23 protein-coding genes are annotated in these 24,066 nt (G+C 60.7%); 13 read left to right on the forward strand and 10 right to left on the reverse strand.

The window, feature by feature from the left end:
- Positions 1-2: 2 nt before the first annotated feature.
- Both K5E40_RS22545 and K5E40_RS22550 read right to left on the reverse strand, forming a co-directional pair.
- Positions 3-2,216, reverse strand: a complete 2,214-nt coding sequence (locus K5E40_RS22545) for a xanthine dehydrogenase family protein molybdopterin-binding subunit (protein WP_221732688.1) — start codon at positions 2,214-2,216, stop codon at positions 3-5.
- Positions 2,216-2,680 carry a (2Fe-2S)-binding protein gene (locus K5E40_RS22550; RefSeq protein ID WP_221732689.1) on the reverse strand — a complete coding sequence of 155 codons (465 nt, stop codon included), beginning with the start codon at positions 2,678-2,680 and terminating at the stop codon, positions 2,216-2,218. The genes K5E40_RS22545 and K5E40_RS22550 overlap by 1 nt, the downstream gene beginning before the upstream one ends.
- A 118-nt stretch (positions 2,681-2,798) precedes the next feature.
- Between K5E40_RS22550 and K5E40_RS22555 the strand changes: the two genes are divergently transcribed.
- A complete protein-coding gene (locus K5E40_RS22555; RefSeq protein ID WP_221732690.1) occupies positions 2,799-3,689 on the forward strand; it encodes a LysR substrate-binding domain-containing protein in 891 nt (296 codons plus the stop codon).
- Between the two features lie 92 nt (positions 3,690-3,781).
- On the opposite strand, the gene K5E40_RS22560 is transcribed toward K5E40_RS22555, so the two are convergent.
- From K5E40_RS22560 to K5E40_RS22570, 3 genes are all read right to left on the reverse strand, one after another.
- Positions 3,782-5,065 carry an FAD-binding oxidoreductase gene (locus K5E40_RS22560; RefSeq protein WP_221732691.1) on the reverse strand — a complete coding sequence of 428 codons (1,284 nt, stop codon included), beginning with the start codon at positions 5,063-5,065 and terminating at the stop codon, positions 3,782-3,784.
- Positions 5,066-5,114: 49 nt separating this feature from the next.
- Complete coding sequence (locus tag K5E40_RS22565; RefSeq protein WP_221732692.1) at positions 5,115-6,605, reverse strand: aldehyde dehydrogenase; 1,491 nt, start codon at positions 6,603-6,605, stop codon at positions 5,115-5,117.
- 189 nt (positions 6,606-6,794) lie between these two features.
- On the reverse strand, positions 6,795-8,171 hold the full coding sequence (locus tag K5E40_RS22570) for a glutamine synthetase family protein (protein ID WP_221732693.1): 1,377 nt from the start codon (positions 8,169-8,171) through the stop codon (positions 6,795-6,797).
- Between the two features lie 282 nt (positions 8,172-8,453).
- Between K5E40_RS22570 and K5E40_RS22575 the strand changes: the two genes are divergently transcribed.
- The 5 genes from K5E40_RS22575 to K5E40_RS22595 all read left to right on the forward strand — a co-directional run bounded on the left by K5E40_RS22575 (position 8,454) and on the right by K5E40_RS22595 (position 13,610).
- Entirely contained in the window at positions 8,454-9,215 is a 762-nt protein-coding gene (locus K5E40_RS22575) for a gamma-glutamyl-gamma-aminobutyrate hydrolase family protein (RefSeq protein ID WP_221732694.1), read from the forward strand.
- Positions 9,216-9,497: 282 nt separating this feature from the next.
- Positions 9,498-10,640: an ABC transporter ATP-binding protein gene (locus K5E40_RS22580; RefSeq protein ID WP_221732695.1), complete on the forward strand. Its 1,143-nt coding sequence runs from the start codon at positions 9,498-9,500 to the stop codon at positions 10,638-10,640.
- A 29-nt stretch (positions 10,641-10,669) separates the two neighbouring features.
- Entirely contained in the window at positions 10,670-11,551 is an 882-nt protein-coding gene (locus K5E40_RS22585) for an ABC transporter permease subunit (protein WP_221732715.1), read from the forward strand.
- Positions 11,548-12,426 carry an ABC transporter permease subunit gene (locus K5E40_RS22590; RefSeq protein ID WP_221732696.1) on the forward strand — a complete coding sequence of 293 codons (879 nt, stop codon included), beginning with the start codon at positions 11,548-11,550 and terminating at the stop codon, positions 12,424-12,426. The genes K5E40_RS22585 and K5E40_RS22590 overlap by 4 nt, the downstream gene beginning before the upstream one ends.
- Positions 12,427-12,512: 86 nt before the next feature.
- Positions 12,513-13,610 carry a polyamine ABC transporter substrate-binding protein gene (locus K5E40_RS22595; RefSeq protein WP_221732697.1) on the forward strand — a complete coding sequence of 366 codons (1,098 nt, stop codon included), beginning with the start codon at positions 12,513-12,515 and terminating at the stop codon, positions 13,608-13,610.
- Positions 13,611-13,851: 241 nt separating this feature from the next.
- On the opposite strand, the gene thpR is transcribed toward K5E40_RS22595, so the two are convergent.
- A complete protein-coding gene (thpR, locus tag K5E40_RS22600; RefSeq protein ID WP_221732698.1) occupies positions 13,852-14,391 on the reverse strand; it encodes an RNA 2',3'-cyclic phosphodiesterase in 540 nt (179 codons plus the stop codon).
- Positions 14,392-14,496: 105 nt separating this feature from the next.
- Between thpR and K5E40_RS22605 the strand changes: the two genes are divergently transcribed.
- Positions 14,497-14,691: a hypothetical protein gene (locus K5E40_RS22605; RefSeq protein WP_221732699.1), complete on the forward strand. Its 195-nt coding sequence runs from the start codon at positions 14,497-14,499 to the stop codon at positions 14,689-14,691.
- 35 nt (positions 14,692-14,726) lie between these two features.
- Here K5E40_RS22605 and K5E40_RS22610 read toward each other — a convergent pair whose 3' ends face one another.
- Both K5E40_RS22610 and K5E40_RS22615 read right to left on the reverse strand, forming a co-directional pair.
- A complete protein-coding gene (locus K5E40_RS22610; protein WP_221732700.1) occupies positions 14,727-15,080 on the reverse strand; it encodes a DUF1428 domain-containing protein in 354 nt (117 codons plus the stop codon).
- Between the two features lie 2 nt (positions 15,081-15,082).
- The gene (locus K5E40_RS22615) at positions 15,083-16,162 is read right to left on the reverse strand and encodes a hypothetical protein (protein ID WP_221732701.1); all 1,080 of its coding nucleotides are present in this window, start codon (positions 16,160-16,162) and stop codon (positions 15,083-15,085) included.
- Positions 16,163-16,373: 211 nt separating this feature from the next.
- Here K5E40_RS22615 and K5E40_RS22620 point away from each other — a divergent pair, with 211 nt between their 5' ends.
- The 4 genes from K5E40_RS22620 (at position 16,374) to paoC (ending at position 20,696) form a co-directional block, all read left to right on the forward strand.
- Positions 16,374-16,649 (forward strand): hypothetical protein, encoded by a 276-nt coding sequence (locus K5E40_RS22620; protein ID WP_221732716.1) that lies wholly within the window; start codon positions 16,374-16,376, stop codon positions 16,647-16,649.
- A 275-nt stretch (positions 16,650-16,924) separates the two neighbouring features.
- Positions 16,925-17,548 (forward strand): aldehyde dehydrogenase iron-sulfur subunit PaoA, encoded by a 624-nt coding sequence (gene paoA / locus K5E40_RS22625; RefSeq protein ID WP_221732702.1) that lies wholly within the window; start codon positions 16,925-16,927, stop codon positions 17,546-17,548.
- Positions 17,545-18,501, forward strand: coding sequence for a xanthine dehydrogenase family protein subunit M (locus tag K5E40_RS22630; protein WP_221732703.1), 957 nt, complete (start codon positions 17,545-17,547; stop codon positions 18,499-18,501). Before paoA ends, K5E40_RS22630 begins: the two co-directional genes overlap by 4 nt.
- Complete coding sequence (paoC, locus tag K5E40_RS22635) at positions 18,498-20,696, forward strand: aldehyde oxidoreductase molybdenum-binding subunit PaoC (RefSeq protein ID WP_221732704.1); 2,199 nt, start codon at positions 18,498-18,500, stop codon at positions 20,694-20,696. Before K5E40_RS22630 ends, paoC begins: the two co-directional genes overlap by 4 nt.
- Positions 20,697-20,754: 58 nt before the next feature.
- Here the strand turns inward: paoC and K5E40_RS22640 are convergent, their stop codons facing one another.
- Complete coding sequence (locus K5E40_RS22640) at positions 20,755-21,231, reverse strand: cupin domain-containing protein (protein ID WP_221732705.1); 477 nt, start codon at positions 21,229-21,231, stop codon at positions 20,755-20,757.
- Between the two features lie 96 nt (positions 21,232-21,327).
- Here K5E40_RS22640 and K5E40_RS22645 point away from each other — a divergent pair, with 96 nt between their 5' ends.
- Positions 21,328-22,221 carry a LysR family transcriptional regulator gene (locus tag K5E40_RS22645; protein ID WP_221732706.1) on the forward strand — a complete coding sequence of 298 codons (894 nt, stop codon included), beginning with the start codon at positions 21,328-21,330 and terminating at the stop codon, positions 22,219-22,221.
- Between the two features lie 6 nt (positions 22,222-22,227).
- Here the strand turns inward: K5E40_RS22645 and K5E40_RS22650 are convergent, their stop codons facing one another.
- A complete protein-coding gene (locus K5E40_RS22650) occupies positions 22,228-23,172 on the reverse strand; it encodes an aldo/keto reductase (protein ID WP_221732707.1) in 945 nt (314 codons plus the stop codon).
- A gap of 112 nt (positions 23,173-23,284) precedes the next feature.
- Here K5E40_RS22650 and K5E40_RS22655 point away from each other — a divergent pair, with 112 nt between their 5' ends.
- Positions 23,285-24,055, forward strand: a complete 771-nt coding sequence (locus K5E40_RS22655; protein ID WP_221732708.1) for an alpha/beta hydrolase — start codon at positions 23,285-23,287, stop codon at positions 24,053-24,055.
- Positions 24,056-24,066 lie beyond the last annotated feature (11 nt).

Consider the following 24,066-nt stretch of genomic DNA (forward strand, 5'->3'; position numbering starts at 1 on the left):
GCTTATCCCAGGCTCAGTGGCGTTGAACGTTGACGAACACCGTTCAGCGCGAACAACGCGTTAGCGATGGCTGGCACCACCGATGGACTGCCCAGTTCACCGACACCCCCAGGTTTACCTGGCTCGCCATCCAGCACGACGATGTCGGTGGCCGGCATGTCGGACATGCGCGTCACCCGGTAGTCGTGGAAATTGCTCTGCAACACCCTCCCCTGTTTGATGTCGAGCCGATCAAACAATGCATGCCCAAAGCCCCACATCAGGCCGCCGTAGATCTGCTCTTCAACGCCGCCCGGCGACACCGCCAAACCGCAATCGACCACGCAAGTCAGCTTCTGCACTGTGGCCTTGCCATCGACTGTCGCCACCCGTGCCACAACGGCGATAAAACTGGTGTAACCCTGATTGGTGGCGATCCCCAACGCGGTGCCCGGTGGCAACGGCTGGCCCCATCCAGCGCGCTCGGCAGCTTGTGTGAGCACCGCCACATGCCGTGGCCGCGCCTGCATGTTCGCCAACCGGAATGCCAACGGATCGGCACCCGCCGCATGGGCCAGTTCGTCCATGAAGCTTTCCACGGCGAACACGTTAGGGATGAAACTCACCGAGCGATACCAGCCGCTGGGCACGTTGCTCTCATGCCTGACCCAGTTCAGTTCCAGGTGCGGCGCACGATAGGCGAAGTCCCAAGCGGTAATCGCTTCGGTGGTGCTGTAATCCATGTGATCCGGGCGCTCGAAGTAACCCGGTTCCCACTGTTCCGGCGAGGCTGGCGACACCGCATGCAGTTGCAGCGCGGCGAGTTTGCCCTGGGCGTCCAGCGCACCTTTGACCCGGTGCAGGGTTGCCGGGTGATTGAACAGCGCGTGCATTTCGTCTTCACGGCTGTTGAGCAGCTTCACCGGCACACCGGTTTTCTGCGCCAGATAGGCCACTTCAAACAGCCAATACTTGGCCTCCCGCGCACCGAAACTGCCGCCGGACACCCACTCATGGATGGTGACGTTGGCCTTATCGATACCGCACACAATTTGCGCGGCCTCCAGGGCCGAGGACGGCACCTGCACACCGCCCCAATAGGTGATCGCCTTGTCCTTGACCTGCGCAGTGATACAGATCGGTTCCAGCGGGTTTTGCACCTTGTAGGGCATCGTGTAATCGGCTTCGATTAGCTTCGCAGCGGACGGCCATTGACCACTGACATCGCCATGGATCATGGCTTTGACGGTTTGCGCTGCCGGATCGCCGATGGCTTTGGCCTGCGCACTAAACAACTGGTCGCTGTCGAACCCGGCCAGCGGCGAATCGCTCCACTGGACCTCCAGCAGCTTGCGCCCCTGCTGCGCCGCCCAGAACGTATCGGCCAGCACCGCGACACCCTCCAGATTGCCGCCGAGCACATCGGGTCGCCCTGGGACGGCAATGACTTTGCGCACACCCGGCACCTGCAAAGCCGCCGCCGAATCTATGCTGAGCACCTTAGATCCAATCACTGGCGCACGCTGGATCACCGCCACCAGCATCCCCGGCAACTCAACGTCGATGCTGTACTTGAAACGCCCGCAGACCTTGGCCGCCGCGTCGCGTTTATGGCGCAGTTTGCCGATGTACTTGAACTGCGATGGATCCTTCAGCGTGACCTTTTCAGGTGCCGGCAGTTGCGCCGCCACACCAACCAGTTCGCCGTAACCGAAGCTGCGTTTGCTTGTTGCATGAACGACCCGGCCTTCTTCGGTGGCACAGCTGTCGGGGCTGACTCTCCACTGTTTCGCTGCCGCAGCGATCAACAACGCCCGCGCCGTGGCACCGGCCATGCGCAGGCGGTCGTATTCCAGCGACACACTGGTGCTGCCACCGGTGGAAAAGACTTTCCAGATCGGGTGAATGTAGGTTTCGAAGAACGGATCTTCCGGGGTGATCACCTGCACAGTCATCGGGTTGACGTCCAGTTCCTCGGCCACGCACGCGGCCAGCGCCGTTTGCGTGCCGGTGCCGGAATCGTGCTTGTGCACCACCAGTTTCACCGTGCCGTCGGGGAGTATTCGCACCCAGGCGTTGGGTTCGAATTCGCTGGCCGATGCTGGGGCTTTCGGATCAGTCGCCGCGACGCCGGACGGCAGATACAAAGCAATCGCCAGCCCAGAGGCAACCGTCGCCGCTTGCTTGAGAAATACCCGGCGCGGCAGTTCGATACCGCGATCGTCGATGAGGCTCATCAGGCCTCCTTCGGCGCATTCGCCGCGCGCTTGATCGCTTTATTGATCCGCCCGTAAGTGCCGCAGCGGCAGATATTCCCGGACATCGCGTTGCGGATCGAATCGTCGGTCACTGCCGCGCCCGTGTTGAGCAACGCGGCCGCGGACATGATCTGCCCGGATTGACAGTAGCCACATTGCGGCACATCTTCGGCGACCCAGGCCAGTTGCAGCGGATGAGTTTCCGTTGGCGACAAACCCTCGATGGTGGTGATGCTGTGGCCCGCGACGGCGGCCACGGGCAACTGGCAGGAACGCACCGCGACACCGTCAAGATGCACGGTGCAAGCACCGCACAGGCCCATGCCGCAACCGAACTTGGTGCCGGTGAGTTTCAACTGATCACGCAGTACCCATAACAAGGGCATGGAGGGGGACGCCTCATCCAGCTCGCGTCGTTCGCCGTTAACCGTGAATGCAATCATTGTCAGGCTCCAAAAGAGCGGCCCGTCTTTGTGCAGGCCTGGTGACCGATTATTGGAACCCTTGGCAAAACGCGGCCAGCGACGATTTCTGCCAACCGGTGTAAGCAGGACTAACAACATGTACAAGCGATACCCGTCGGTGCAGTCCATGAGCGCGTTTATCCACGCAGCGCGCAGCGGCAGTTTTTCCAGTGCTGCACGCAAACTCGACCTGACTCATAGCGCTATCAGCCAGCAAATCCGTACGCTGGAAGATTTTATCGGCCAGCCACTGTTCGTGCGTGAAGGTGGCGGTAGCAATCTGACGGACGCTGGGCAGTTGTTTGCCAGTGTGTTGTCGGATGGTCTGGCGCAGATCGACCGCGCATTGTCTTCGGTAAAAAATCGCAGCATGGCGCAGCGGCTGACACTGGATGTGGACACTGAGCTGGCGCAGAGCTGGCTCAATACGCGCTTGCCGCAATTGCTCGATGGGCTGCCAGACTACGAGGTGACACTGCTGTCGATGCCACGCAGCGATCGCAGCACGTTCGAGCGGGTGGACCTGGCGCTGCGTTATGGCTATGGCGATTGGGATGACTGCGAGATGACGCAGATTTGTGGCGACCGGGTGCTGGCGGTGGCCTCGCCCGAGTTGCTGGAACGACATGGCTTGCAGTTGCCGCTGAGCCCGGCGCAGGTTCTTGAGCTGCCACTGTTGGGCTACACGCGGCGTTCGTGGATCCCGTGGCTGGATGCGGCGGGCTTGCCGCCGACTGAGCCGCCGGCGCGGATAATTTTCGATAATGCGGCCAATCTGATCGCCGCCGCCGAGGCTGGCGTGGGTGCCGGACTGGTGCGCGGTTTACTGGCCGCCGATGCATTGCGCAGTGGGCGGTTGGTCGCGCTGAACGAGGCGCAGATTGCGGCGCATTACAACCTCTATGCAGTGTGGCCGCAGGGGCAGGCTGAGCGGGTGGCGCCAGTGGTTGAGGTGATCAAGCAGTTGGCCTTGCACACCCCGTCATGACGCTATCGATGGCAGGCCCCACACACATTTTGAGCGTTGGACTCAGGTAAAAAACCGGCGGGGGTCTTGGGGGCCGCCGCCGGGGAGGTAACCTAAATGCCGAAACGGTCGCGTAGTGAGTAGTAAACGGCGCCGAGGGCGGTCAATGGTGCGGAGAAGGTGCGGCCGCCGAGCATGGGCATGTGTGGCAGGGAGGCGAAGGCGTTGAAGCGTTCGGCGTCGCCACGGATCATTTCCGAGATCAGTTTGCCGGCCAGGTGCGAGCAGGTGACGCCGTGGCCGCTGTAGCCTTGCATGTAGTAGGCGTTTTTCTCGATGCGGCCGAATTGCGGCATGCGTGACATGGTCAGCAGGAAGTTGCCGGTCCAGCGGTAGTCGATTTTCACGTCTTTGAGCTGCGGGAAAGTCTTGAGGATCTTCGGGCGGATCAGCTGTTCGATGTCGTCCGGTTCACGCGCGCCGTAGACTACGCCGCCGCCATAGAGCAGGCGGTTGTCGGCGGTGAGGCGGTAGTAATCGAGCAGATAGTTGCAGTCTTCGACGCAGTAGTTGTTGGTGATCAGGCTGCGCGCCTGCTTCTCGGTCAACGGTTCGGTGACGACGATTTGCGAACCGCACGGCATGCTTTTCGCGGTGACGCGGTTGTCGAGACCTTGCGGCAGGTAGGCGTTGCCAGCGATCAACAGGTACTTGGCGCGCACCAGGCCTTTGGCGGTGCGCACGACATTCGGCTCGCCGTAGGTGATTTCCACGGCAGCCGATTGCTCGTAGATCTTGCCGCCCAGACGCGTGATTGCGGCGGCTTCACCGAGGGCCAGGTTCAACGGGTGTACGTGGCCGCCCTGCAAGTCGAGCAGGCCGCCGACGTAGGCGTCGGAGCCTACTTCACGACGGATGTCCGCCGCGTCGAGCATCTTCAGATTACGGTTGCCGTAGCGTTCCCAGTTGCGCTTCTGCTCGGCCAAACCGTTGAGCTGCTTCTTGTTCATCGCCGCGAAAATGCCGCCCGGGCGGTAGTCGCATTGGATGTCGTAGTCTTTGATGCGCGAACGGATGATGTCAGCGCCTTCGAAGATCATGCTGCCGAGGATTTCTGCGGTCTTGTCGCCATAGCGCTCTTCGATTACGTCGACGTCGCGGCTGTAGGAATTGACCAGTTGACCGCCATTGCGGCCGCTGGCGCCGTAGCCGACTTTCGCCGCTTCCAGCACCGTGACTTTATAGCCGGCTTCGGTCAGGAACAGCGCCGAGGACAGGCCGGTGTAACCGGCGCCGATGATGCAGACGTCGCAGTCCACCGCTTCTTCCAGTATCGGGAAGTCGATGACTTCGTTACGGGTGGCGGCGTAGTAGCTGTTTACGTGTTGTTGTTTCATACGTTTCTCCGATGACCGCCAGGCACTGGCGACCGCCGCTGTAAAAGAATTAGAGCTTGATCCAGGTCGCTTTCAGCTCGGTGTACTTGTCGAACGCGTGCAGCGATTTGTCGCGACCGTTACCCGACTGTTTAAAGCCACCGAACGGCGCGGTCATGTCGCCGCCGTCGTACTGGTTGACCCACACACTGCCGGCGCGCAGGCCACGAGCGAAGGTGTGTGCCTTGCTCAGGTTGCTGGTCCAGACCCCAGCGGCGAGGCCGAAGATGCTGTCATTGGCGATGTGCAGCGCTTCTTCCACGGTGTCGAAGGTAATCAGCGACAGCACCGGGCCAAAAATCTCTTCTTGGGCGATGGTCATGGCATTGGTCACGCCGTCGAAAAGCGCCGGTTGCACGTAGAGGCCACCGGTTTCTTCGAGGGTGCGTTGGCCGCCAGCGATCAGCTCGGCGCCCTGCTCGCGGCCGATGCTGATGTAGCGCAGCACGTTGTCGAGTTGACGCTGATCGACCAAGGCGCCGACAGTGGTGGCCGGGTCGAGGGAGTGACCGGGTTTCCACGCTTGCAGCGCTTCCACCAGCAGCGGGATGAATTGCTCGCGGATCGAACGCTCAACCAGCAGACGCGAGCCGGCAGTGCAGACTTCGCCCTGGTTGAAGGCAATGGCGCCAGCCGCCGCTTGTGCTGCTGCGCGCAAGTCCGGTGCGTCGGCGAACACCACGTTAGGGCTCTTGCCCCCGGCTTCGAGCCAAACGCGTTTCATGTTGCTTTGGCCTGCATAAATCATCAGTTGCTTGGCAATCGCCGTGGAGCCAGTAAAGGCCAGCACGTCGACATCCATGTGCAACGCCAGCGCCTTGCCGACGGTGTGACCGAAGCCCGGCAGGACGTTGAACACACCCTTCGGAATGCCCGCGTCCAACGCCAGTTGAGCGATGCGGATGGCGGTCAGCGGCGACTTTTCCGAAGGCTTGAGGATGAACGAGTTACCCGCTGCCAGCGCAGGTGCGAATTTCCAGCTGGCCATGATCAGCGGGAAGTTCCACGGCACGATCGCGGCGACTACACCGGATGGCTCGCGGGTCACCAGACCGAGTTGATCGTGGGGCGTGGCGGCGACTTCGTCGTAGATCTTGTCGATGGCTTCGGCGCTCCAGCGGATCGCGTTGGCGGTCGCCGGGATGTCGATGCTCATCGAGTCGCTGATCGGTTTGCCCATGTCCAGGGTTTCGAGCAGCGCCAGTTCTTCCTGGTGTTGCAGGATCAGATCGGCGAAGCGGATCAGGATGCGCTTGCGCTCGGCCGGGGCTTTTTTCGCCCACACGCCGGATTCGAAAGACTGGCGCGCGACTTCAACAGCGAGGTTGGCGTCGGCTTCGTCGGTGCTGGCCACGGAGGCGAGGAAACGGCCGTCCACGGGGCTCAGGCATTCGAAGGTGTCGCCGCTGATGGCCGGGCGGTATTGGCCGTTGATAAAGGCGCGGGATTCGATGGTCAGGGACTGGAAGCGTTGTTCCCAGTCGTTGCGGGTTGTAGTCATTGTTGTGGCTCGACAAGGGGGGATTGGGGTGATGGCAGGCGGTCGCCCACTCATCAAAACCTGGTAACCGTATCCCCTGTGTGAGCGGGCTTGCTCGCGAAAGCACCATGCCAGACAAAATGATTTTGAATGACACACCGCATTCGCGAGCAGGCCCGCTCCCACATTGGGTCGGTGTTGGTCTGCAAATCAGACCGTATGCAGATACCAGTTGTACTCAAGATCAGAGATCGAGTTTTCGAACTCGGCCAGCTCGCTTTCCTTGCACGCGACAAACACGTCGATGTACAGCGGGTCGATGTAGCGGGCCATGACTTCGCTGTCGTCCAGCTCACGCAATGCGTCGCGCAGGTTGTTCGGCAAGCTCTGCTCGTTCTGCTCGTAGCTGTTGCCTTCCACCGGCGCGCCTGGCTCGATCTGGTTGGTCAGGCCGTGGTGAATACCGGCCAGCACCGACGCCATCAGCAAGTACGGGTTGGCATCGGCACCGGCCACACGATGCTCGATGCGCACAGCATCGGCGGAACCGGTCGGCACGCGCACGGCCACGGTGCGGTTGTCGATGCCCCAACTCGGCGAGTTCGGCACGTAGAACTGTGCACCGAAGCGGCGGTACGAGTTGACGTTCGGGCAAAGGAAAGCCATTTGCGCAGGCAGGGTCTCCAGCACACCGCCGATCGCGTGTCGCAGCGCGGCGTTCTGCTCGGGATCCTCGCTGGCGAAGATGTTGTTGCCTTCTTTGTCCAGAATCGAAATGTGTACGTGCAGTCCGTTGCCCGCCTGGCCCGGATACGGCTTGGCCATGAAGGTGGTGTCCATCTCGTGGTCGTAGGCGATGTTCTTCACCAGACGCTTGAGCAGGACGGCGTAGTCGCACGCCTTGATCGGGTCGGAGACGTGATGCAGGTTGACTTCGAACTGCGCCGGGGCGCTTTCCTTGACGATGGCGTCAGCCGGGATGCCCTGCTCTTTCGCGCCTTCGAGGATGTCTTGCAGGCAGTCAACGTACTCGTCGAGGTCGTCGATCAGATACACCTGAGTCGATACCGGACGCTTGCCGGAAACCGGTGAACGCGGCGATTGCGGACGGCCGTTCACGTTGTCCTGGTCGATCAGATAGAACTCCAGTTCGAACGCCGCGCAGAGGGTCAGGCCCATTTCATCGAACTTGCGCACGACATTGGCCAACACTTCACGCGGGTCAGCGAAGAACGGCTGGCCTTCGATCTCGTGCATGGTCATCAACAATTGTGCGGTTGGGCGCTTCTGCCACGGCTCGATGCTCAGGGTGCCGGGGATCGGGTAGCAGATGCGGTCAGCGTCGCCGATGTCCAGCCCCAGGCCAGTGCTTTCGACCGTGGAGCCATTGATGTCGAGGGCGAAAAGCGAGGCCGGCAGGTTGATGCCTTTCTCGTAAACCTTATGAAGACTGGTGCGTTCGATGCGCTTGCCGCGCACCACACCGTTCATATCCGCAATCAGAAGGTCGACGTACAAAACCTCAGGATATTTCTTAAGGAATGCGTTTGCTTCGTTGAGTTGAACGGCACGCAGAGGGACCGACATGATGCACCTATTTAGCTGTTAATTATTATGTTCACTGCTGTTTCGCCGAGCCAGTCAATCCGAAAGGCAAAGTGAAGTCAATAGCGAACACTCGACCGTTCAGCCTTTATTTTTAGGGTTTTATTTAACACTTATGTGCCAACACAGGCGCCAGACACCCATAAAACGTGAAGACTGGACGAGCGGCGTTTAGAATTTTTTACATGGCAGTTGTTAATTAAAATCAACGAGGCTAAGCTCCGGAAAAGCTCGTTCAAGTGTCAAACTTCGAGGTGAATAAAAATGGCATTCAAGCCATTGATCGGCGTTACAGCGTGCGTCAAACAGATTGGCCTACACCCCTATCACATTAGCGGCGACAAGTACTTGCGTGCTGTCAGCGTCGCGGCTTTGGGGCTGCCGGTGGTCATTCCTTCCCTTGGCAAGCTGACTGAAATCGAAGACCTGCTCGGTCAACTCGACGGTCTTTTGCTGACCGGCTCGCCCTCGAATGTGGAACCTTTCCACTATCAAGGCCTGGCCAGCGCCCCCGGCACGGATCACGATCCGGCGCGGGACGCCACCACCCTTCCTCTATTGCGTGCAGCCATCGCGGCGGGCGTTCCGGTGCTGGGCATTTGCCGTGGCTTCCAGGAAATGAACGTCGCGTTCGGCGGCAGCCTGCATCAGAAGGTGCATGAGTTGCCGGGCATGCTCGATCACCGCGAAGCCGACAGCCCGGATGTGGCCGTGCAATACGCACCGGCCCATGCGGTCAGCGTCCTTGGCGGTGGCGTGTTCGAAGCACTGGCGTTGCCGGGCGAGTTCCAGGTCAACTCGATTCACAGTCAGGGCATCAACCGCCTCGCTCCCGGCCTGCGTGCCGAAGCGGTGGCGCCGGATGGCCTGATCGAGGCGATCTCGGTGGAGCACAGCCCGACCTTTGCCCTCGGTGCGCAATGGCACCCGGAATGGCAGGTACTCGATAACCCGAACTACCTGAGGATTTTCCAGGCGTTCGGCGAGGCTTGCCGGCAACGGGCGGCGCGACGCAACCAACGCTGACCCAACCCAGGATTTCATCACTGTTTACTGCCCCCACGGGGTCGGCGGCTGCGCGTGTGTGCATCCGTCATCCGTGAAAACAACAAACCGTAATAACAACAAGTACGACCCAGGCAGCCAGGACGGCGGCGCCAACCAAGCCGGATCGGTAAGAGCAGTGCCCGTCAGGACAACGCTCCCACAAGGGGATGTGATCCGACAGGCAATGCACTTACAGCTCTGCAATCCACTTTTAAGCCAGGCCACATTGGCCCGGCGACTGAAACCTGTTGGGAGTTTCACATGGCAAACGCCTCCAGCACTTACAGGAAGGCTCTTGAAGGTCATCAGCAACCGAAAAAGGTTCTGGTGAAAGTCGATCGCGTGACCAAGAAGTTCGACGAAACCACCGCCGTGGACGATGTTTCCCTGGAGATCCATCAGGGCGAAATCTTCGCCCTGCTCGGCGGCTCCGGTTCGGGCAAATCGACCCTGCTGCGCATGCTCGCCGGTTTCGAGCGCCCGACCGAAGGGCGGATTCTGCTCGACGGCGTGGACATCACCGACATGCCGCCGTATGAGCGGCCGATCAACATGATGTTCCAGTCCTACGCGCTGTTCCCCCACATGACTGTTGCGCAGAACATCGCCTTCGGCCTCAAGCAGGACCGTTTGCCGGCCAGTGAAATAGACGCCCGCGTCGAAGAGATGCTGCGCCTGGTACACATGACCCAATACGCCAAGCGCAAGCCGCACCAGTTGTCCGGCGGTCAACGCCAGCGCGTTGCCCTCGCCCGCTCGCTGGCCAAGCGTCCGAAGCTGTTGCTGCTCGACGAACCGATGGGCGCGCTGGATAAGAAGCTGCGTTCGCAGATGCAGCTTGAGCTGGTGCAAATCATTGAACGCGTCGGCGTAACGTGCGTGATGGTGACGCATGACCAGGAAGAAGCCATGACCATGGCCGAACGCATCGCGATCATGCACCTGGGCTGGATCGCGCAGATTGGTAGCCCGATTGACATCTATGAAGCCCCGGTCAGCCGCATGGTCTGCGAATTCATCGGCAACGTGAACGCTTTCGACGGCACCGTGGTGGAAGACCTGGAAGGTCACGCAATCATTCACAGCCCGGACTTGCAGCAAAAAATCTACGTCGGCCATGGCGTCAGCACCTCAGTGCAGGACAAGTCGATCACCTACGCGATCCGCCCGGAAAAAATGCTCGTCAGCACCACCCAACCGGAATTCCGCTACAACTGGTCCGAAGGCAAGGTGCATGACATCGCCTACCTCGGTGGCCACTCGGTGTTCTACGTTGAATTGCCAGGCGGCAAGATCGTCCAGTCGTTCATGGCCAACGCCGAACGCCGTGGCGCGCGACCAACCTGGGACGACAAGGTCTACGTCTGGTGGGAAGACGACAGCGGCGTGGTACTGCGCTCATGAGAACCTTCAATCAGCAATTCCTGCGCCTGGTGCCCAGCGGGCGAAAACTGGTGATCGGTATTCCGTTCGTCTGGCTGTTCCTGTTCTTCATGCTGCCGTTCTTTCTGGTGATGAAGATCAGCTTCTCGGAAGCAGCCCTGGCCATTCCGCCCTACTCGGAGATCTACACCTACGCCGAGCAGAAATTCCAACTGTTGCTGAACATCGGCAACTACACCCTGTTGGGTGAAGACGACCTTTATCTGTCGGCCTACCTCGGTTCGCTGAAGGTCGCGGCACTGAGCACGCTGATGTGCCTGGGGATCGGTTTCCCGATGGCTTACGCGATCACCAAGGCGAGCAAGGAAGCGCAAAACGTCTTGCTGCTGCTGATCATGATGCCGACCTGGACGGCGATCCTGATCCGCGTGTATGCGTGGATGGGCATTCTCAGTAACAACGGTTTGCTCAACGCGTTTCTGATGTGGACGGGGCTCACCGATCACCCGATCGAAATCCTCAACACCAACACGGCCGTCTATATCGGCGTGGTTTACGCCTATCTGCCGTTCATGGTGTTGCCGCTGTACGCCAACCTCGTCAAACACGATGGCAGCCTGCTGGAAGCCGCGTCAGACCTGGGCTCAAGCAACTTCAACAACTTCTGGAAAATCACCGTGCCGCTGGCCAAGAACGGCATCATCGCCGGTTGCATGCTGGTGTTCATTCCGGTGGTTGGTGAGTTCGTGATTCCTGAACTGCTCGGTGGCCCGGAGACGCTGATGATCGGCCGTGTGTTGTGGCAAGAGTTCTTCAATAACCGCGACTGGCCGGTGGCGTCCGCCCTGGCGGTGGTGATGCTGTTGATCCTGATTGTGCCGATTCTGCTGTTCAACCGCAGCCAGGCCAAAGAGATGGAGGCACGGGGATGAAACGCTTCGGTTTTGCAAAGTTCATGCTGATCTTCGGCCTGATGTTCATCTATCTGCCGATGCTGATCCTGGTGATCTACTCGTTCAACGCCTCGAAACTGGTAACCGTGTGGGGCGGCTGGTCGGTGAAGTGGTACGTCGGCCTGCTCGACAACACGCAACTGATGGGCTCGGTGCTGCGCTCGCTGGAAATCGCCTGCTACACAGCGATTGCCGCCGTCGCACTCGGCACCCTGGCCGCGTTTGTGCTGACGCGGGTGACGCGTTTCAAGGGGCGCACGCTGTTTGGGGGGCTGGTCACCGCGCCGTTGGTGATGCCTGAGGTGATTACCGGTCTGTCGTTGTTGCTGCTGTTCGTGGCGATGGCGCAGTTGATCGGTTGGCCGCAGGAACGTGGCATCGTCACCATCTGGATCGCCCACACCACGTTTTGTGCAGCCTATGTGGCGGTGGTCGTTTCCGCCCGACTGCGTGAACTGGATCTGTCGATTGAAGAAGCGGCGATGGACCTGGGGGCAAAGCCCTTCAAGGTGTTTTTCCTGATCACCATTCCGATGATTGCGCCGTCGCTGGCGGCGGGCGGGATGATGTCGTTTGCCTTGTCGCTGGATGACCTGGTGTTGGCAAGCTTCGTGTCGGGCCCGGGTTCTACCACCCTGCCGATGGAAGTGTTCTCGGCGGTGCGCCTGGGCGTGAAGCCTGAGATCAACGCCGTGGCCAGCCTGATTCTGCTGGCGGTGTCGATCGTGACCTTCCTGGTCTGGTATTTCGGCCGCAAGGCAGAAGCCAACCGCAAACGTGCGATTCAGGAAGCGATGGATCAGACCGCCAATGAATCGTGGCAACAGCCGCAACGCGCCGCTGCTAACGCTTGATAACTGATGTTGTGGCGACGGGGTTTGTCCCCTCGCCACAGGTTTACCGTGTTGAGTTTTTGAACAAGAACAATGGAGTTGTACCGATGAAAATGTTTGGCAGGACTCTGCTGACACTGTCCTTAATGGGCGCAATGGTTATGGGCGCCCAGGCCAACGACAAGGTGCTGCGTGTTTATAACTGGTCCGATTACATCGCCCCGGACACCGTCAAGAAGTTCGAAGACGAGACCGGCATCCGCGTGACCTACGACGTCTTCGACAGCAACGAAACCCTTGAGGCGCGTTTGCTGGCGGGCAAATCCGGCTACGACATCGTCGTGCCGTCCAACAGTTTCCTGGCCAAGCAGATCAAGGCCGGCGTCTATCAGCCGCTGGACAAATCAAAACTGCCGAACTGGAAGAATCTCAACCCGGTGCTGCTGAAAAACGCCTCCGCCAGTGATCCGGACAACGCTCACGCGTTCCCGTACATGTGGGGCTCGATTGGCATCGGTTTCAACCCGGCCAAGGTCAAGGACGTGCTCGGCGCCAACGCCCCGACCGATTCCTGGGACTTGCTGTTCAAGCCCGAAAACGCCGAGAAGCTCAAGGCGTGTGGCATCAGCTTCCTCGACTCGCCGACCGAAATGCTCCCGGCCGCCCTGCACTACTTGGGCTATCCGGTGAACGACAAGGACAAGGCGCACCTTCTGGAAGCCGAAGCGCTGTTCATGAAAATCCGCCCGTACGTGGCGTACTTCCACTCTTCGAAGTACATCTCTGACCTGGCCAACGGCAACATCTGTGTGGCCGTCGGTTATTCCGGTGACGTGCTGCAGGCCAAGGCCCGTGCGGTGGAATCGGGCAACAACGTGAAGATCGACTACAGCATTCCCAAGGAAGGCGCCGGCAGCTTCTACGACATGGTCGCCATCCCGCGCGATGCGGCGAACGTCGACAACGCGTACCTGTTCATGAATTTCCTGATGCGTGCGGACATCATCGCCGAAGTCACCAACAATATTGGCTACAGCAACGCCAACTCGGCGGCGACGCCACTGGTGGATGAAGCGATCCGCAACGATCCGGGCTCGTACCCGTCGCAAGCGGTGATGGCGACGCTGTATGCGGTGCCGGATCAGCCGATTGCCACCCAGCGGATCATGACCCGTGGCTGGACGCGGGTGAAACTCGGTAAGTAACCGAATCCCCTGTGGGAGCGGGCTTGCTCGCGAAAGCGTAGTGTCAGGCACCTGTGAATTGGCTGACCTGACGCCTTCGTGAGCAAGCCCACTCCCACAGGGGATAGGTGTCGGCTTGAAGGTTTATGATTTCCCGTTCACGCAGCGCCTTACCACCGCTGCACCCTGCATATGAACGGCCTCACCTGGCTCCCTCGGCTCAGGTGAATTTCAGGCGCCCTCGGGCGCCTTTTTTTGTCGCTCAGGTCAGCGGCCAATCTTGCAAAACGCGGTAGCGCCCCTTGTGCGATTCAAACAGGGCAAAGCGCTCGGCACGCAGGCAGAACTCCGGCGGTGTGGCGGCTTCCGGCTCGGGTGCGCGGTAATCACGGGCCAGCGTCAGATGCGGGCGAAACGCGTGTGACGGCGCCTCAAAACCAAACGGCAACATGGCCTGCTCAAGCGCATAGACCAGACGTAATAACGCCTGCGGTGCCTGCTCGGGCGCCAACGACAACACCCCGGCGCGGTGCCAGACCTGCAAGCGATCCAGCGAAATCCGCACGGCCTCTCCCGGCGTGCGTACCTTACTGGCGGCTTCGCAGACTTCGCCGATCTGCGCCAATGGCACCGCACCGAGAAACAATAACGTCAGGTGAAAATTGTCGGCGGGCACGGGTTTGCCGGCTCTCAAGCCCAACTCCGCACGCCATTGAGCCATCGCCTTGCGCTGCGCCACTGGGCAGTCCAGGGCAAAGAACAGCCGCTTGGAGGGCAGATCCCCGTGTTTTTCATCCGTCATGGCCTGGCTCCTTAGAGGGTCGTGATAGCCGATTCTACCTGCCCCTTTCTGACGACTCGCCGCACACGTCTATAGTTCAAGGATTGCCATCAACCGGAGGTCGCCATGCGCGAGATCCTCAGCAAAGAACCGTGGTGGGCCAGACCACCCAACCCCGGGCAGGATGAAAACGAACTGGAGTGGGGCTGGCTGGTGCATTACCGCGAGGGCGATCCGCGATTCGAGTTTGTCCGAGAGCGGCCAACGGATGAGCAGATTCGTCATCGCAAAGGCTGTCGGATTACGCCATCGGCAGAGTGAAATACAAAACCTGTGGGAGCGGGCTTGCGTGAGTTTCAAGGTTCGATGAGGTATTTGAACCCGGCGAAGATCATTCGCTGCCCATCGAACGGCATCGGGTTGACGTCCGGTTGCATGCGTGGGTCGTCCATCATTTTCGCCATGCCCGCATCGCGGGTGGCCTTGTCCGGCCAGATCAGCCAGCCCGACGCCACGGTTTCACCTTCCTTGAGTTTCACCGCCATCGGGAAAGAGGTGAGCTTGCCGTCTGGCACGTCATCGCCCCAACATTCGGCCACGCTCAGGGCGCCGTACTCCTTGAACAGTTCGGCCGCGATCTCAGCGTGTTTTTTGTATTGTTCACGATGGGCAGTCGGGACCGGGGCAACAAAAATATCGATGTAAGACATGATCATTCTCCTTGTACGGTGGGTTCGTTCTGCTCAATGGTCGATTGCGGCGGCTGCCATTCGACACGATTCACGCCCAACCCGACCGGCGGTTGCTCTACCCCGCCTAGATGGCGCTCGATCTGCCCAGCGATGTGCAGTGCACCGGCCATCACACCCGTATTCGGGTTCTGCACCAGTTTCAGCCAGGCTTTATCGAATGTATTGCCCAAGCTGCTACGGATCAGCGCTTCGCTGTCGGGACGGTCATTGGCCTGAATGATCGCGCGGATGCCCGCCACGCCTACCGAAATCATCGCGCCGGCCAGTTTGCCCGCCGCTGCCGCCACGGCACTGGCGGCGCCGCGTGGTGCCATCTCCGCTTCGATGCGTTGGCTGGCGCGTTTGGCGACGGGCGCCATACCGGCATCAGTCGAAGCGATGCCCTGGGCACCACCATCGGTGTGAATCTTGTCGATCAACGCAGCGTAAGCGGGCAGTGTGTTCAAAGGCTGCGTGCTGACAATTTGATAGAGCGACGCGTCCCGAGCGGTTGGCGGCCCGAGCGCTATCGCCGGAGTTTTCTGCAGATGTCCATTAAGTTGCGCGACCGGCACACCGTGACGCAGAGCGATGAGCGGCATCTGCCGGGCCATCAGTTGCGCATAGAACGCCGTGGCCTGGCCAAGGATCGCGTCCGGATCGATCTCCACGGCCACCGGCGCCAACACCTTTTCCTGATATTGCTCAAGCAGATACGCCGCCAGACGCTTGGCCGACGCGTCCTCCTCGCCACCAGCGCTGATCGTGTACCAACTGACCTTCATCGACAGCCATTCCTGGGTCCAGTAACTGCTGAACCACGGGATGAAATTTTCTTCAGTTTGCTGATAGACGCGAGTGCGCCAATGTTCCATCGAGCCACGGGCGAACAGCTTGACCTGCTCGGTGGACTGTTGCGAGGCGTTGACGATTTCGCGGTCGATTTGCTGCCAGGTTGCAGGTGAAACCACCACCGCTGGCGCCGTCACCGGGGCCCGCGCCGAAGAGGCGCAGCCGGCCAGCAAAAACAGTGCGGCGACGAACAGCGCGCGCGGTTTCACGGTGATGGTCTCCTAGAGTAAGGAGCAGCAAATTTGAGTATAGGTGCAGGAGATGGGCCGTTTGTCTGGTATTGGGTCAAATACAGCTCCCACAAGGGGTCTGCGCCAACCATCAATACCGTCGATATCCAACATCGCGACGATTGCGTTCCGCCCGCCGCACATCAAAGGCACGATTGCGCCATCCGAACCCCAACGAGGCGTTCACATCATGATTCACACCATCACGCTCTCCGTAAGTTTCCCGGTGTTCGGCAGCAACTACTACGAGCAGCACGTTGTGCAACGCAAGACGCAGGCGTTGGTGTTCAACGACGATTTCGACGATCTGCTGATGCCCGCCGCGACCCATCATTTCAGCAATGAAGTGGTCGGCATCAACGATCAGTTTCGCTTTCTGAGCGACATTCTCGCCACCCATTTGCTGGATCTCGAGGCCTCGACGCCTGCGCGATCCCGCGTCCAGGCGAGCGCTCATTTTTTATAACGCCTGAAGGCAAACCCCGTGGGAGCGGGGCTTGCTCGCGAAAGCGCTGGATCATTCAACCTCTCGTTGATTGAAACGTCCCTTCGCCAGCATGCCCGTTCCCACAATGAATCTGAAGATTCATGAGCCATGCGCATAACTCTATAGCGCAAATCCGCAAAAACCTTTTCCTCTCTCCGGCGGTCATTCCTGAAACGAGACTGGCAAACATGCCGGCGCGCCCCTATGGGCCTTTTGTGACCCTGCTGCCCTGATGAGAGTAAAGGAATCGAACCATGCCGATTTCCCGACGTAAATTTCTGATCCTCGGCGCCGTGACCGCGACGGCGTTTGCGATGCCCCCCTTTATCAGCCTCAAGGCCTATGCGGCCAACCTGGAGCAATCGGCCATGAGCAAAATAACCTTAAACGTCAATGGCAAACCTCAGACCCTTGAGGTCGACAATCGCACCACCCTGCTCGATGCCTTGCGCGAAAACCTGCAGATGACCGGCAGCAAAAAAGGCTGCGACCATGGCCAGTGCGGCGCCTGCACGGTGATCGCTAATGGCCGGCGAATCAACGCCTGTCTGACCCTGGCGGTGATGCAAGAAGGCAGCGACATCACCACCATTGAAGGCCTCGGCATGCCGGACAATCTGCATCCGATGCAAGCTGCGTTCATCAAACACGACGGCTATCAGTGCGGCTATTGCACACCGGGGCAGATCTGTTCGGCGGTGGCGGTGCTCAAGGAGATCCGCGACGGCATTCCCAGCCACGTCAGCGCCAGCCTGACCGAGCCACCGCAAATGATCGCCGCAGAATTTCAGGAACGCATGAGCGGCAACATCTGCCGCTGCGGCGCCTACTCGAACATCATCGAAGCCATCACTGAAGTCGCAGAGGTACCGGCATGAGAGCGTTCAATTACAGCCGCGCCGACTCCCCCGCCACAGCCGCAGCGCAAGCCGCGCAAGTCGAAGGCGCACAGTTCATCGCTGGCGGCACCAACCTGCTGGACTTGATGAAACTTGACATCGAAACCCCGCTGCACCTGATTGATATCAATCACCTGGGGCTGGATCAGATCGAAGCCACGCCCGAGGGCGGTTTGCGTATCGGCGCACTGGTGCGCAACACCGATCTGGCGGCCGACAACCGCGTCAGAAAGGACTACGCCCTGCTCTCCCGCGCCTTGCTTGCCGGGGCATCGGGACAGTTACGCAACATGGCGACCACGGCTGGCAACCTGCTGCAACGCACCCGTTGCCCCTACTTCTACGACACGAATCAAGCCTGTAACAAACGCAACCCCGGCAGCGGTTGCGCGGCGATTGGCGGGGTCAGTCGGCAACTGGGGATCATCGGCGTCAGCGATGCCTGCATCGCCACCCACCCAAGCGACATGGCGATTGCGATGCGCGCCCTCGATGCACAGATTGAAACGGTCAAACCCGATGGCAGCACCCGTCGCATCGCCATGGCGGACTTTCATCAGTTGCCGGGGCACACGCCGCACATCGAAACCAGCCTGACCGCTGGCGAGTTCATCACCGCAGTGACTTTGCCGGCGCCGGTGGGCGGCACCCACATTTATCACAAGGTGCGTGATCGCTCGTCCTACGCGTTTGCCCTGGTGTCCGTCGGTTTGATTCTGCAAAAGGACGGTAGCGGCCGCGTCGCCGTTGGCGGTATCGCGCCAAAACCGTGGCGGGTGGAAGCGGCTGAAGCCCTGTTGCCCCAAGGCGCAAAAGCCGTCAGCGCGCGCCTGCTCGATGGCGCCACGCCGACCCACGACAACGCATTCAAACTGACCTTGGTCGAGCGCACACTCGGCTCGGTGTTGGCGCAAGCGAGGGAACAAGCATGAAATTCGACACGCCCGCCACCACCAACCCGATCGACCAAATGAAGGTCATCGGCAAACCCACCGACCGTATCGAAGGCAAACTGAAAACCTGCGGCCAGGCGCCTTACGCCTACGAGCAACATGAAGCGGTGGCCAATCAGGCTTATGGATTTATGGTCGGTGCGGCCATCGCCAAGGGCCGAATCAACCACATTGATCTGGATGAGGCGAACGCAGCGCCAGGGGTTTTGGCGATCGTCACCGCGGCCAACGCCGGCAAACTCGGCAAAGGCAAATTCAACTCGGCGCACTTGCTGGCCGGCCCTCAGGTTCAGCACTATCACCAGGCCGTGGCGCTGGTGGTGGCCGAAACCTTTGAACAGGCACGGGCCGCCGCGCAATTGGTCAAAGTCGATTACGTCGCGACCAAAGGCGAGTTCGATCTGGCCAGCGTGCGCGACCAAGGCGTCGAAGCGAAGGACGAATTGCCGGACGTCACCCACGGCGATTTCGCCAAGGCTTTCGCTGCCGCGCCGGTGCAGTTCGATCAGACTTACACCACCCCCGATCAGTCCCACGCGATGATGGAACCCCACGCGACATTGGCCGCATGGAAAGGCGATCAACTGACCCTGTGGACCTCCAACCAGATGATCGCCTGGAGCGTCGGCGACGTTGCCGAAACCCTCGGTCTGCCGAAGGAGAACGTCCGTTTGATCTCGCCATACATTGGCGGTGGCTTCGGGGGCAAACTGTTTATCCGCGCCGACGTAATCCTCGCGGCCCTCGGTGCGCGCATGGCCAACCGCCCGGTGAAATTCTCCATCGCCCGCCCGCAGGTCGCCAACAACACCACCCACCGCCCCGCCACCCTCCAGCGCATTCGCATGGGCGCGACAGCGGACGGCAAACTCACGGCCATCGCCCACGAAGGCTGGTCTGGCAATCTGGAGGACGGCAAGGTGGAAGTCGCGGCGCAACCGAGCCAATTGCTCTACGCCGCCGAAAACCGTCTGGTCACCATGCGCCTGGCGCCGCTGGACCTGCCCGAAGGCAACTCCATGCGCGCACCTGGCGAAACCCCGGGGCTGATGGCGCTGGAAATCGCCATGGACGAAATGGCTGAGCAGCTCAAACTCGATCCGGTTCAGTTCCGCATCCTTAACGACACGCAAGTCGACCCGGTGAACACCCAACGGCCCTTCTCCCAACGTCATTTGATTGAATGCCTGCAAACTGGCGCCGAAAAATTCGGCTGGAACAAGCGCAATGCGCAACCCGGTACGCGCCGCGAGGGCCGCTGGCTGATCGGCATGGGCGTCGCTGCGGCCATCCGCAACAACCTGCTGTTGAAATCCGGCGCGCGGGTGCGACTGGAGCGCGACGGCAAGGTCACGGTGGAAACCGACATGACCGACATCGGCACCGGCAGTTACACGATCATTGCCCAGACCGCCGCTGAAATGATGGGCGTTGGACTCGAGGACGTGACCGTACGGCTGGGCGACTCGAGTTACCCGGTGTCTGCCGGATCAGGCGGCCAGTTCGGTGCCAACTGCTCGACGGCCGGGGTGTATGCCGCGTGCATGAAACTGCGCGAAGCGGTGGCAGGCAAGTTGGGCATGGCTGCCGACAAGGCTGAGTTTAGCGACGGTCTGGTGCGCGTCGGCGACCAGCAGGTTGCGCTGCGCAACGCCGCACAGGATGGTGCGCTGCAGGCTGAAGACAGCATCGAGTTTGCTGACCTCGCCGAGCAATATCAGCAGTCGACGTTTGGAGCGCACTTCGTTGAGGTCGCGGTGGATGCCGCTACGGGAGAGGTTCGTGTTCGGCGCATGCTGGCGGTGTGTTCGGCCGGGCGGATTCTCAACCCGAAAGCGGCGCGCAGTCAGGTCATCGGCGCGATGACCATGGGCGTGGGCGCAGCGTTGATGGAAGAGTTGGCGGTGGACACGCGACTGGGGTTTTTCGTCAACCATGATCTGGCCGGATATGAAGTGCCGGTGCATGCCGACATCCCGCATCAGGAGGTCATTTTCCTTGAAGAAACCGATCCGGTTTCATCGCCGATGAAGGCCAAAGGTGTCGGTGAATTGGGGATTTGCGGTGTGAGCGCGGCGGTGGCGAATGCGATCTACAACGCCACCGGTGCCAGGGTGCGTGAATATCCGATTACGCTGGACAAGATTCTTTCGTCATTGCCGGAAATGATCTGAAGACCCCCTCGACCCAGGCCTCTCACTCAGGGAGAGGCCTGGGTCGAGGGCCATGGGTTCACTCGCTGCGCGGATACTGCGCCTCACCGACCTGCTCCATCCACTGGACCACTGTTGCATCCTGCATTTCAGCGATGGCGATATGCGTCATCGCCGTGGTCGGTGCGGCGCCATGCCAGTGCTTGGCGCCGGGCGCGATCCACACGGTATCGCTAGGGCGAATCTGCCGCACCGGCTGCCCCCACTCCTGCACAAACCCCGCTCCGGCCGTGACGATCAACGTCTGCCCCAGCGGATGGGTGTGCCACGCCGTGCGCGCACCCGGCTCAAACGTCACGGTAGCGCCACTGACCCGCGCCCGATCAGTGCCCTTGAACGGCGCATCGATCCGCACGGTTCCGGTGAACCAATCCGCCGGCCCCTGGGCCGACGGTTGTGAGCCGTTGGGCGTAACGGTGACTCGTGGGGTTTCGTTGGCTAGGGCGTCGGCGGCCAGCAAGGAAAGGGTCAACGCAGAAGCGGCAATCGGGTTCATGGCGGTCTCTCCAGCAAGTGATGCCTGAACTTTACCGGCGCCGACTCTTCAGATAATCAACTAGAGTTCGAAATAACTTATGCAGGAAACTCATTAATGCTTCGCGAAAACGCCAGTGACCTGCTCGCCTTCCTCGCCGTGGCGCGCGCGCGCAGCTTCACCAAAGCCGCCGCCAAACTTGGCATCTCGCAGTCCGCGCTCAGCCACACCATCCGCGCCCTCGAAGCGCGCCTTGGTCTGCGCCTGCTGACGCGCACCACTCGCAGCGTCTCCCCCACCGAGGCCGGCGAGCACCTGCTGCAAACCATCGGCCCGCGCTTCGAAGAGATCGAACTGGAACTCGCCGCCCTGAGCAACCTGCGTGAAACCCCGGCGGGCAAGATTCGCATCAGCGCCACCGATCATTCGCTGGACTGGCTGCTGCGCCCGGTACTCAAGGCGTTCCTGCCGAAATACCCCGACATCGCCGTCGAAGTCTGCTGCGATTACGGCTTCGTTGACATCGCCGGGCAAGGGTTCGATGCCGGCGTGCGCTTGGGCGAAGACGTCGCCCAAGGCATGATCGCCACGCGCATCGGCCCGGACATGCGCATGGTGGTCGTCGGCTCACCGGCCTACTTCGCCAGCCGTCCACCGCCACAAACGCCACGTGACCTGACCGACCACGCCTGCAACAACCTGCGCCTGCCCACCAATGGCGGGCTGTACACCTGGGAGTTTGAAAAGGACGGCGAAAGCCTCAAGGTGCGGGTGTCCGGGCAGATCACGCTGAATGGTGTCTACCCGTTACTCGACGCGGCACTGGACGGTTTTGGCCTGAGTTACATCCCGCAGAACCTCGTCACGGCGCATCTGGCAGAGGGTCGGCTGGTGCAAGTTCTGCAAGACTGGTGCCCGCGCTTCGCCGGTTATCACCTCTACTACCCGAGTCGGCGCCAGGCGGCACCGGCGTTTGCGTTGTTGCTGGAGGCGTTGCGCTTTCGCGGTTGAATGGGCCTAACCGACCCACGCAATCAACTGATGCCGTTGCGCATCAGTCAACATCGGGCCGAAACCGGCCTTGACGTTATCGGCCATATAACGCGGATTACCGGTACCCGGGATGACGCAAGTCACCGCCGGGTGAGCCAGCAAAAACTTCAGCGCCAGTTGCGGCCAACTGTTGACCTGCACATCCGAGACCCACGCCGGGAGTGGTTTACCTTTGAGCCGGGCGAGCAAACCACCGCCGCCGAATGGCCGATTACAGATCACCGCCACCCCGCGTTCGCGGCACAGTGGCAGGATGCGTTTTTCCACGCCCCGGTCGTCGAGGGCGTAGTTGATCTGGAGGAAATCCAACGGCTCAGCCTTGAGTACAGCCTCCACTTCGTCATAGGCCGACGCCGTGTAGTGGGTGATCCCGATGTAGCGAATGCGCCCCTGCGCCTTCCATTCACGCAGTGTGGGCAGGTGGGTTTGCCAGTCGAGCAGGTTGTGGATCTGCATCAGGTCGATTTGCTCGGTGCGCAGCAGACTGAACGACTGTTCCATCTGCGCGAGACCCTCCTCGCGGCCTCGCGTCCACACCTTTGCGGCCAGAAACGCCGGCGAGCGCGGTTCGTGGATCGACAGCAATTCGCCGGTGGTCTCTTCGGCGCGGCCATACATGGGTGAGCTATCGACCACCGTACCGCCCTTGGCGAACAATTCATCGAGCACCGCCGGCAGTTGCTTGTAGGCCAGATCGCCCGGCGCAACATCAAAACCGCGATAGGTGCCCAGTCCCACCATCGGCAGGGGTTCCGAGCTTGAAGGGATGACACGGGTCTGCATGGCTTGGCCTCCGGTAGCGGCGCACGATGGGACAGCGGCCAGCGCCCGTTCAAAGGTGAAGACCGCCGAAACCCCGGCAGCCAGCGTGAGCAATCGGCGACGGGAGTAACCCTCAGTGTGGCTCATGCTGCCTCCCCCGCTGCGTGAGTCTGTTGCATGTTGTGTTGGAGGGCTGCCGGGGCGAACCGCTGGACTACACTGCGACAGCAAACCCTCACACCCCGTTAAAAGTAGCCGAATGTCCCGAACCCTGATGTCACTCGTCGCATTGATCGTCGCCGTTTACGTGGTGCTGTGCGCCGCGCTGTTCTTTTTCCAGCGCTCGCTGATCTATTTTCCGCAGCCCGCTGCCATCGAGAGCGCCGATTCGCGTTTGAAACTGTCGATGCCGGACGCCGACATCTGGGTCGCTACGCGCGAGCGCGTCGGGCCTCGGGCGCTGATCTATTTCGGCGGCAATGCCGAGGATGTATCGCGCAATCTGCCGGCGTTTGCCGAAGCGTTTCCCGATTACGCGCTGTTTTTCCTGCACTATCGGGGCTTTGGTGGTAGCGGCGGTTCGCCATCCGAAGAAGCGATTGCCGAAGATGCGCTGGCGTTGTTCGATCAGGTATCTGCCCGCCATCCGCAGATTGCCGTGGTCGGGCGCAGTCTGGGGTCGGGCGTCGCCGTGCGCCTGGCCAGTGAGCGTCCGGCGGCGCAGTTGATCCTGGTGACGCCGTACAACAGCCTCGAAGAAATTGCGGCGCGGCAATACCCGTGGGTGCCGGTGAAGTGGTTGCTCAAGGATCGTTTCGAGTCGGGCAAGTACGCTGCGCATATTCGTGTGCCGACGTTGCTGCTGGCGGCGAGTGATGACGAGGTAATTCCCCGGGCCAGCACCGAGCGCTTGCTGGGGCATTTCCCCAAGGGCGTGGCCGTGCTCAAAGTGGTGCCGGATTCGGGGCATAACTCGATTTCCGAGCGCAGGCAGTATCTGGAGTGGATGGGGGATGTGTTAAATCGGTGAGGATGGTGGGC

It is taken from the genome of Pseudomonas baetica (assembly GCF_019733355.1).
Taxonomy (GTDB): Bacteria; Pseudomonadota; Gammaproteobacteria; order Pseudomonadales; family Pseudomonadaceae; genus Aquipseudomonas; species Aquipseudomonas baetica_A.

Excerpts from the sequence above, each read along its gene's own strand:
- K5E40_RS22545 (WP_221732688.1), bottom strand. The coding sequence starts at position 2,216 with ATGAGCCTCATCGACGATCGCGGTATCGAACTGCCGCGCCGGGTATTT.
- K5E40_RS22550 (WP_221732689.1), bottom strand. The coding sequence starts at position 2,680 with ATGATTGCATTCACGGTTAACGGCGAACGACGCGAGCTGGATGAGGCG.
- K5E40_RS22555 (WP_221732690.1), top strand. The coding sequence starts at position 2,799 with ATGTACAAGCGATACCCGTCGGTGCAGTCCATGAGCGCGTTTATCCAC.
- K5E40_RS22560 (WP_221732691.1), bottom strand. The coding sequence starts at position 5,065 with ATGAAACAACAACACGTAAACAGCTACTACGCCGCCACCCGTAACGAA.
- K5E40_RS22565 (WP_221732692.1), bottom strand. The coding sequence starts at position 6,605 with ATGACTACAACCCGCAACGACTGGGAACAACGCTTCCAGTCCCTGACC.
- K5E40_RS22570 (WP_221732693.1), bottom strand. The coding sequence starts at position 8,171 with ATGTCGGTCCCTCTGCGTGCCGTTCAACTCAACGAAGCAAACGCATTC.
- K5E40_RS22575 (WP_221732694.1), top strand. The coding sequence starts at position 8,454 with ATGGCATTCAAGCCATTGATCGGCGTTACAGCGTGCGTCAAACAGATT.
- K5E40_RS22580 (WP_221732695.1), top strand. The coding sequence starts at position 9,498 with ATGGCAAACGCCTCCAGCACTTACAGGAAGGCTCTTGAAGGTCATCAG.
- K5E40_RS22590 (WP_221732696.1), top strand. The coding sequence starts at position 11,548 with ATGAAACGCTTCGGTTTTGCAAAGTTCATGCTGATCTTCGGCCTGATG.
- K5E40_RS22595 (WP_221732697.1), top strand. The coding sequence starts at position 12,513 with ATGAAAATGTTTGGCAGGACTCTGCTGACACTGTCCTTAATGGGCGCA.
- thpR (WP_221732698.1), bottom strand. The coding sequence starts at position 14,391 with ATGACGGATGAAAAACACGGGGATCTGCCCTCCAAGCGGCTGTTCTTT.
- K5E40_RS22605 (WP_221732699.1), top strand. The coding sequence starts at position 14,497 with ATGCGCGAGATCCTCAGCAAAGAACCGTGGTGGGCCAGACCACCCAAC.
- K5E40_RS22610 (WP_221732700.1), bottom strand. The coding sequence starts at position 15,080 with ATGTCTTACATCGATATTTTTGTTGCCCCGGTCCCGACTGCCCATCGT.
- K5E40_RS22620 (WP_221732716.1), top strand. The coding sequence starts at position 16,374 with ATGATTCACACCATCACGCTCTCCGTAAGTTTCCCGGTGTTCGGCAGC.
- paoA (WP_221732702.1), top strand. The coding sequence starts at position 16,925 with ATGCCGATTTCCCGACGTAAATTTCTGATCCTCGGCGCCGTGACCGCG.
- K5E40_RS22630 (WP_221732703.1), top strand. The coding sequence starts at position 17,545 with ATGAGAGCGTTCAATTACAGCCGCGCCGACTCCCCCGCCACAGCCGCA.
- paoC (WP_221732704.1), top strand. The coding sequence starts at position 18,498 with ATGAAATTCGACACGCCCGCCACCACCAACCCGATCGACCAAATGAAG.
- K5E40_RS22640 (WP_221732705.1), bottom strand. The coding sequence starts at position 21,231 with ATGAACCCGATTGCCGCTTCTGCGTTGACCCTTTCCTTGCTGGCCGCC.
- K5E40_RS22645 (WP_221732706.1), top strand. The coding sequence starts at position 21,328 with ATGCTTCGCGAAAACGCCAGTGACCTGCTCGCCTTCCTCGCCGTGGCG.
- K5E40_RS22650 (WP_221732707.1), bottom strand. The coding sequence starts at position 23,172 with ATGAGCCACACTGAGGGTTACTCCCGTCGCCGATTGCTCACGCTGGCT.
- K5E40_RS22655 (WP_221732708.1), top strand. The coding sequence starts at position 23,285 with ATGTCCCGAACCCTGATGTCACTCGTCGCATTGATCGTCGCCGTTTAC.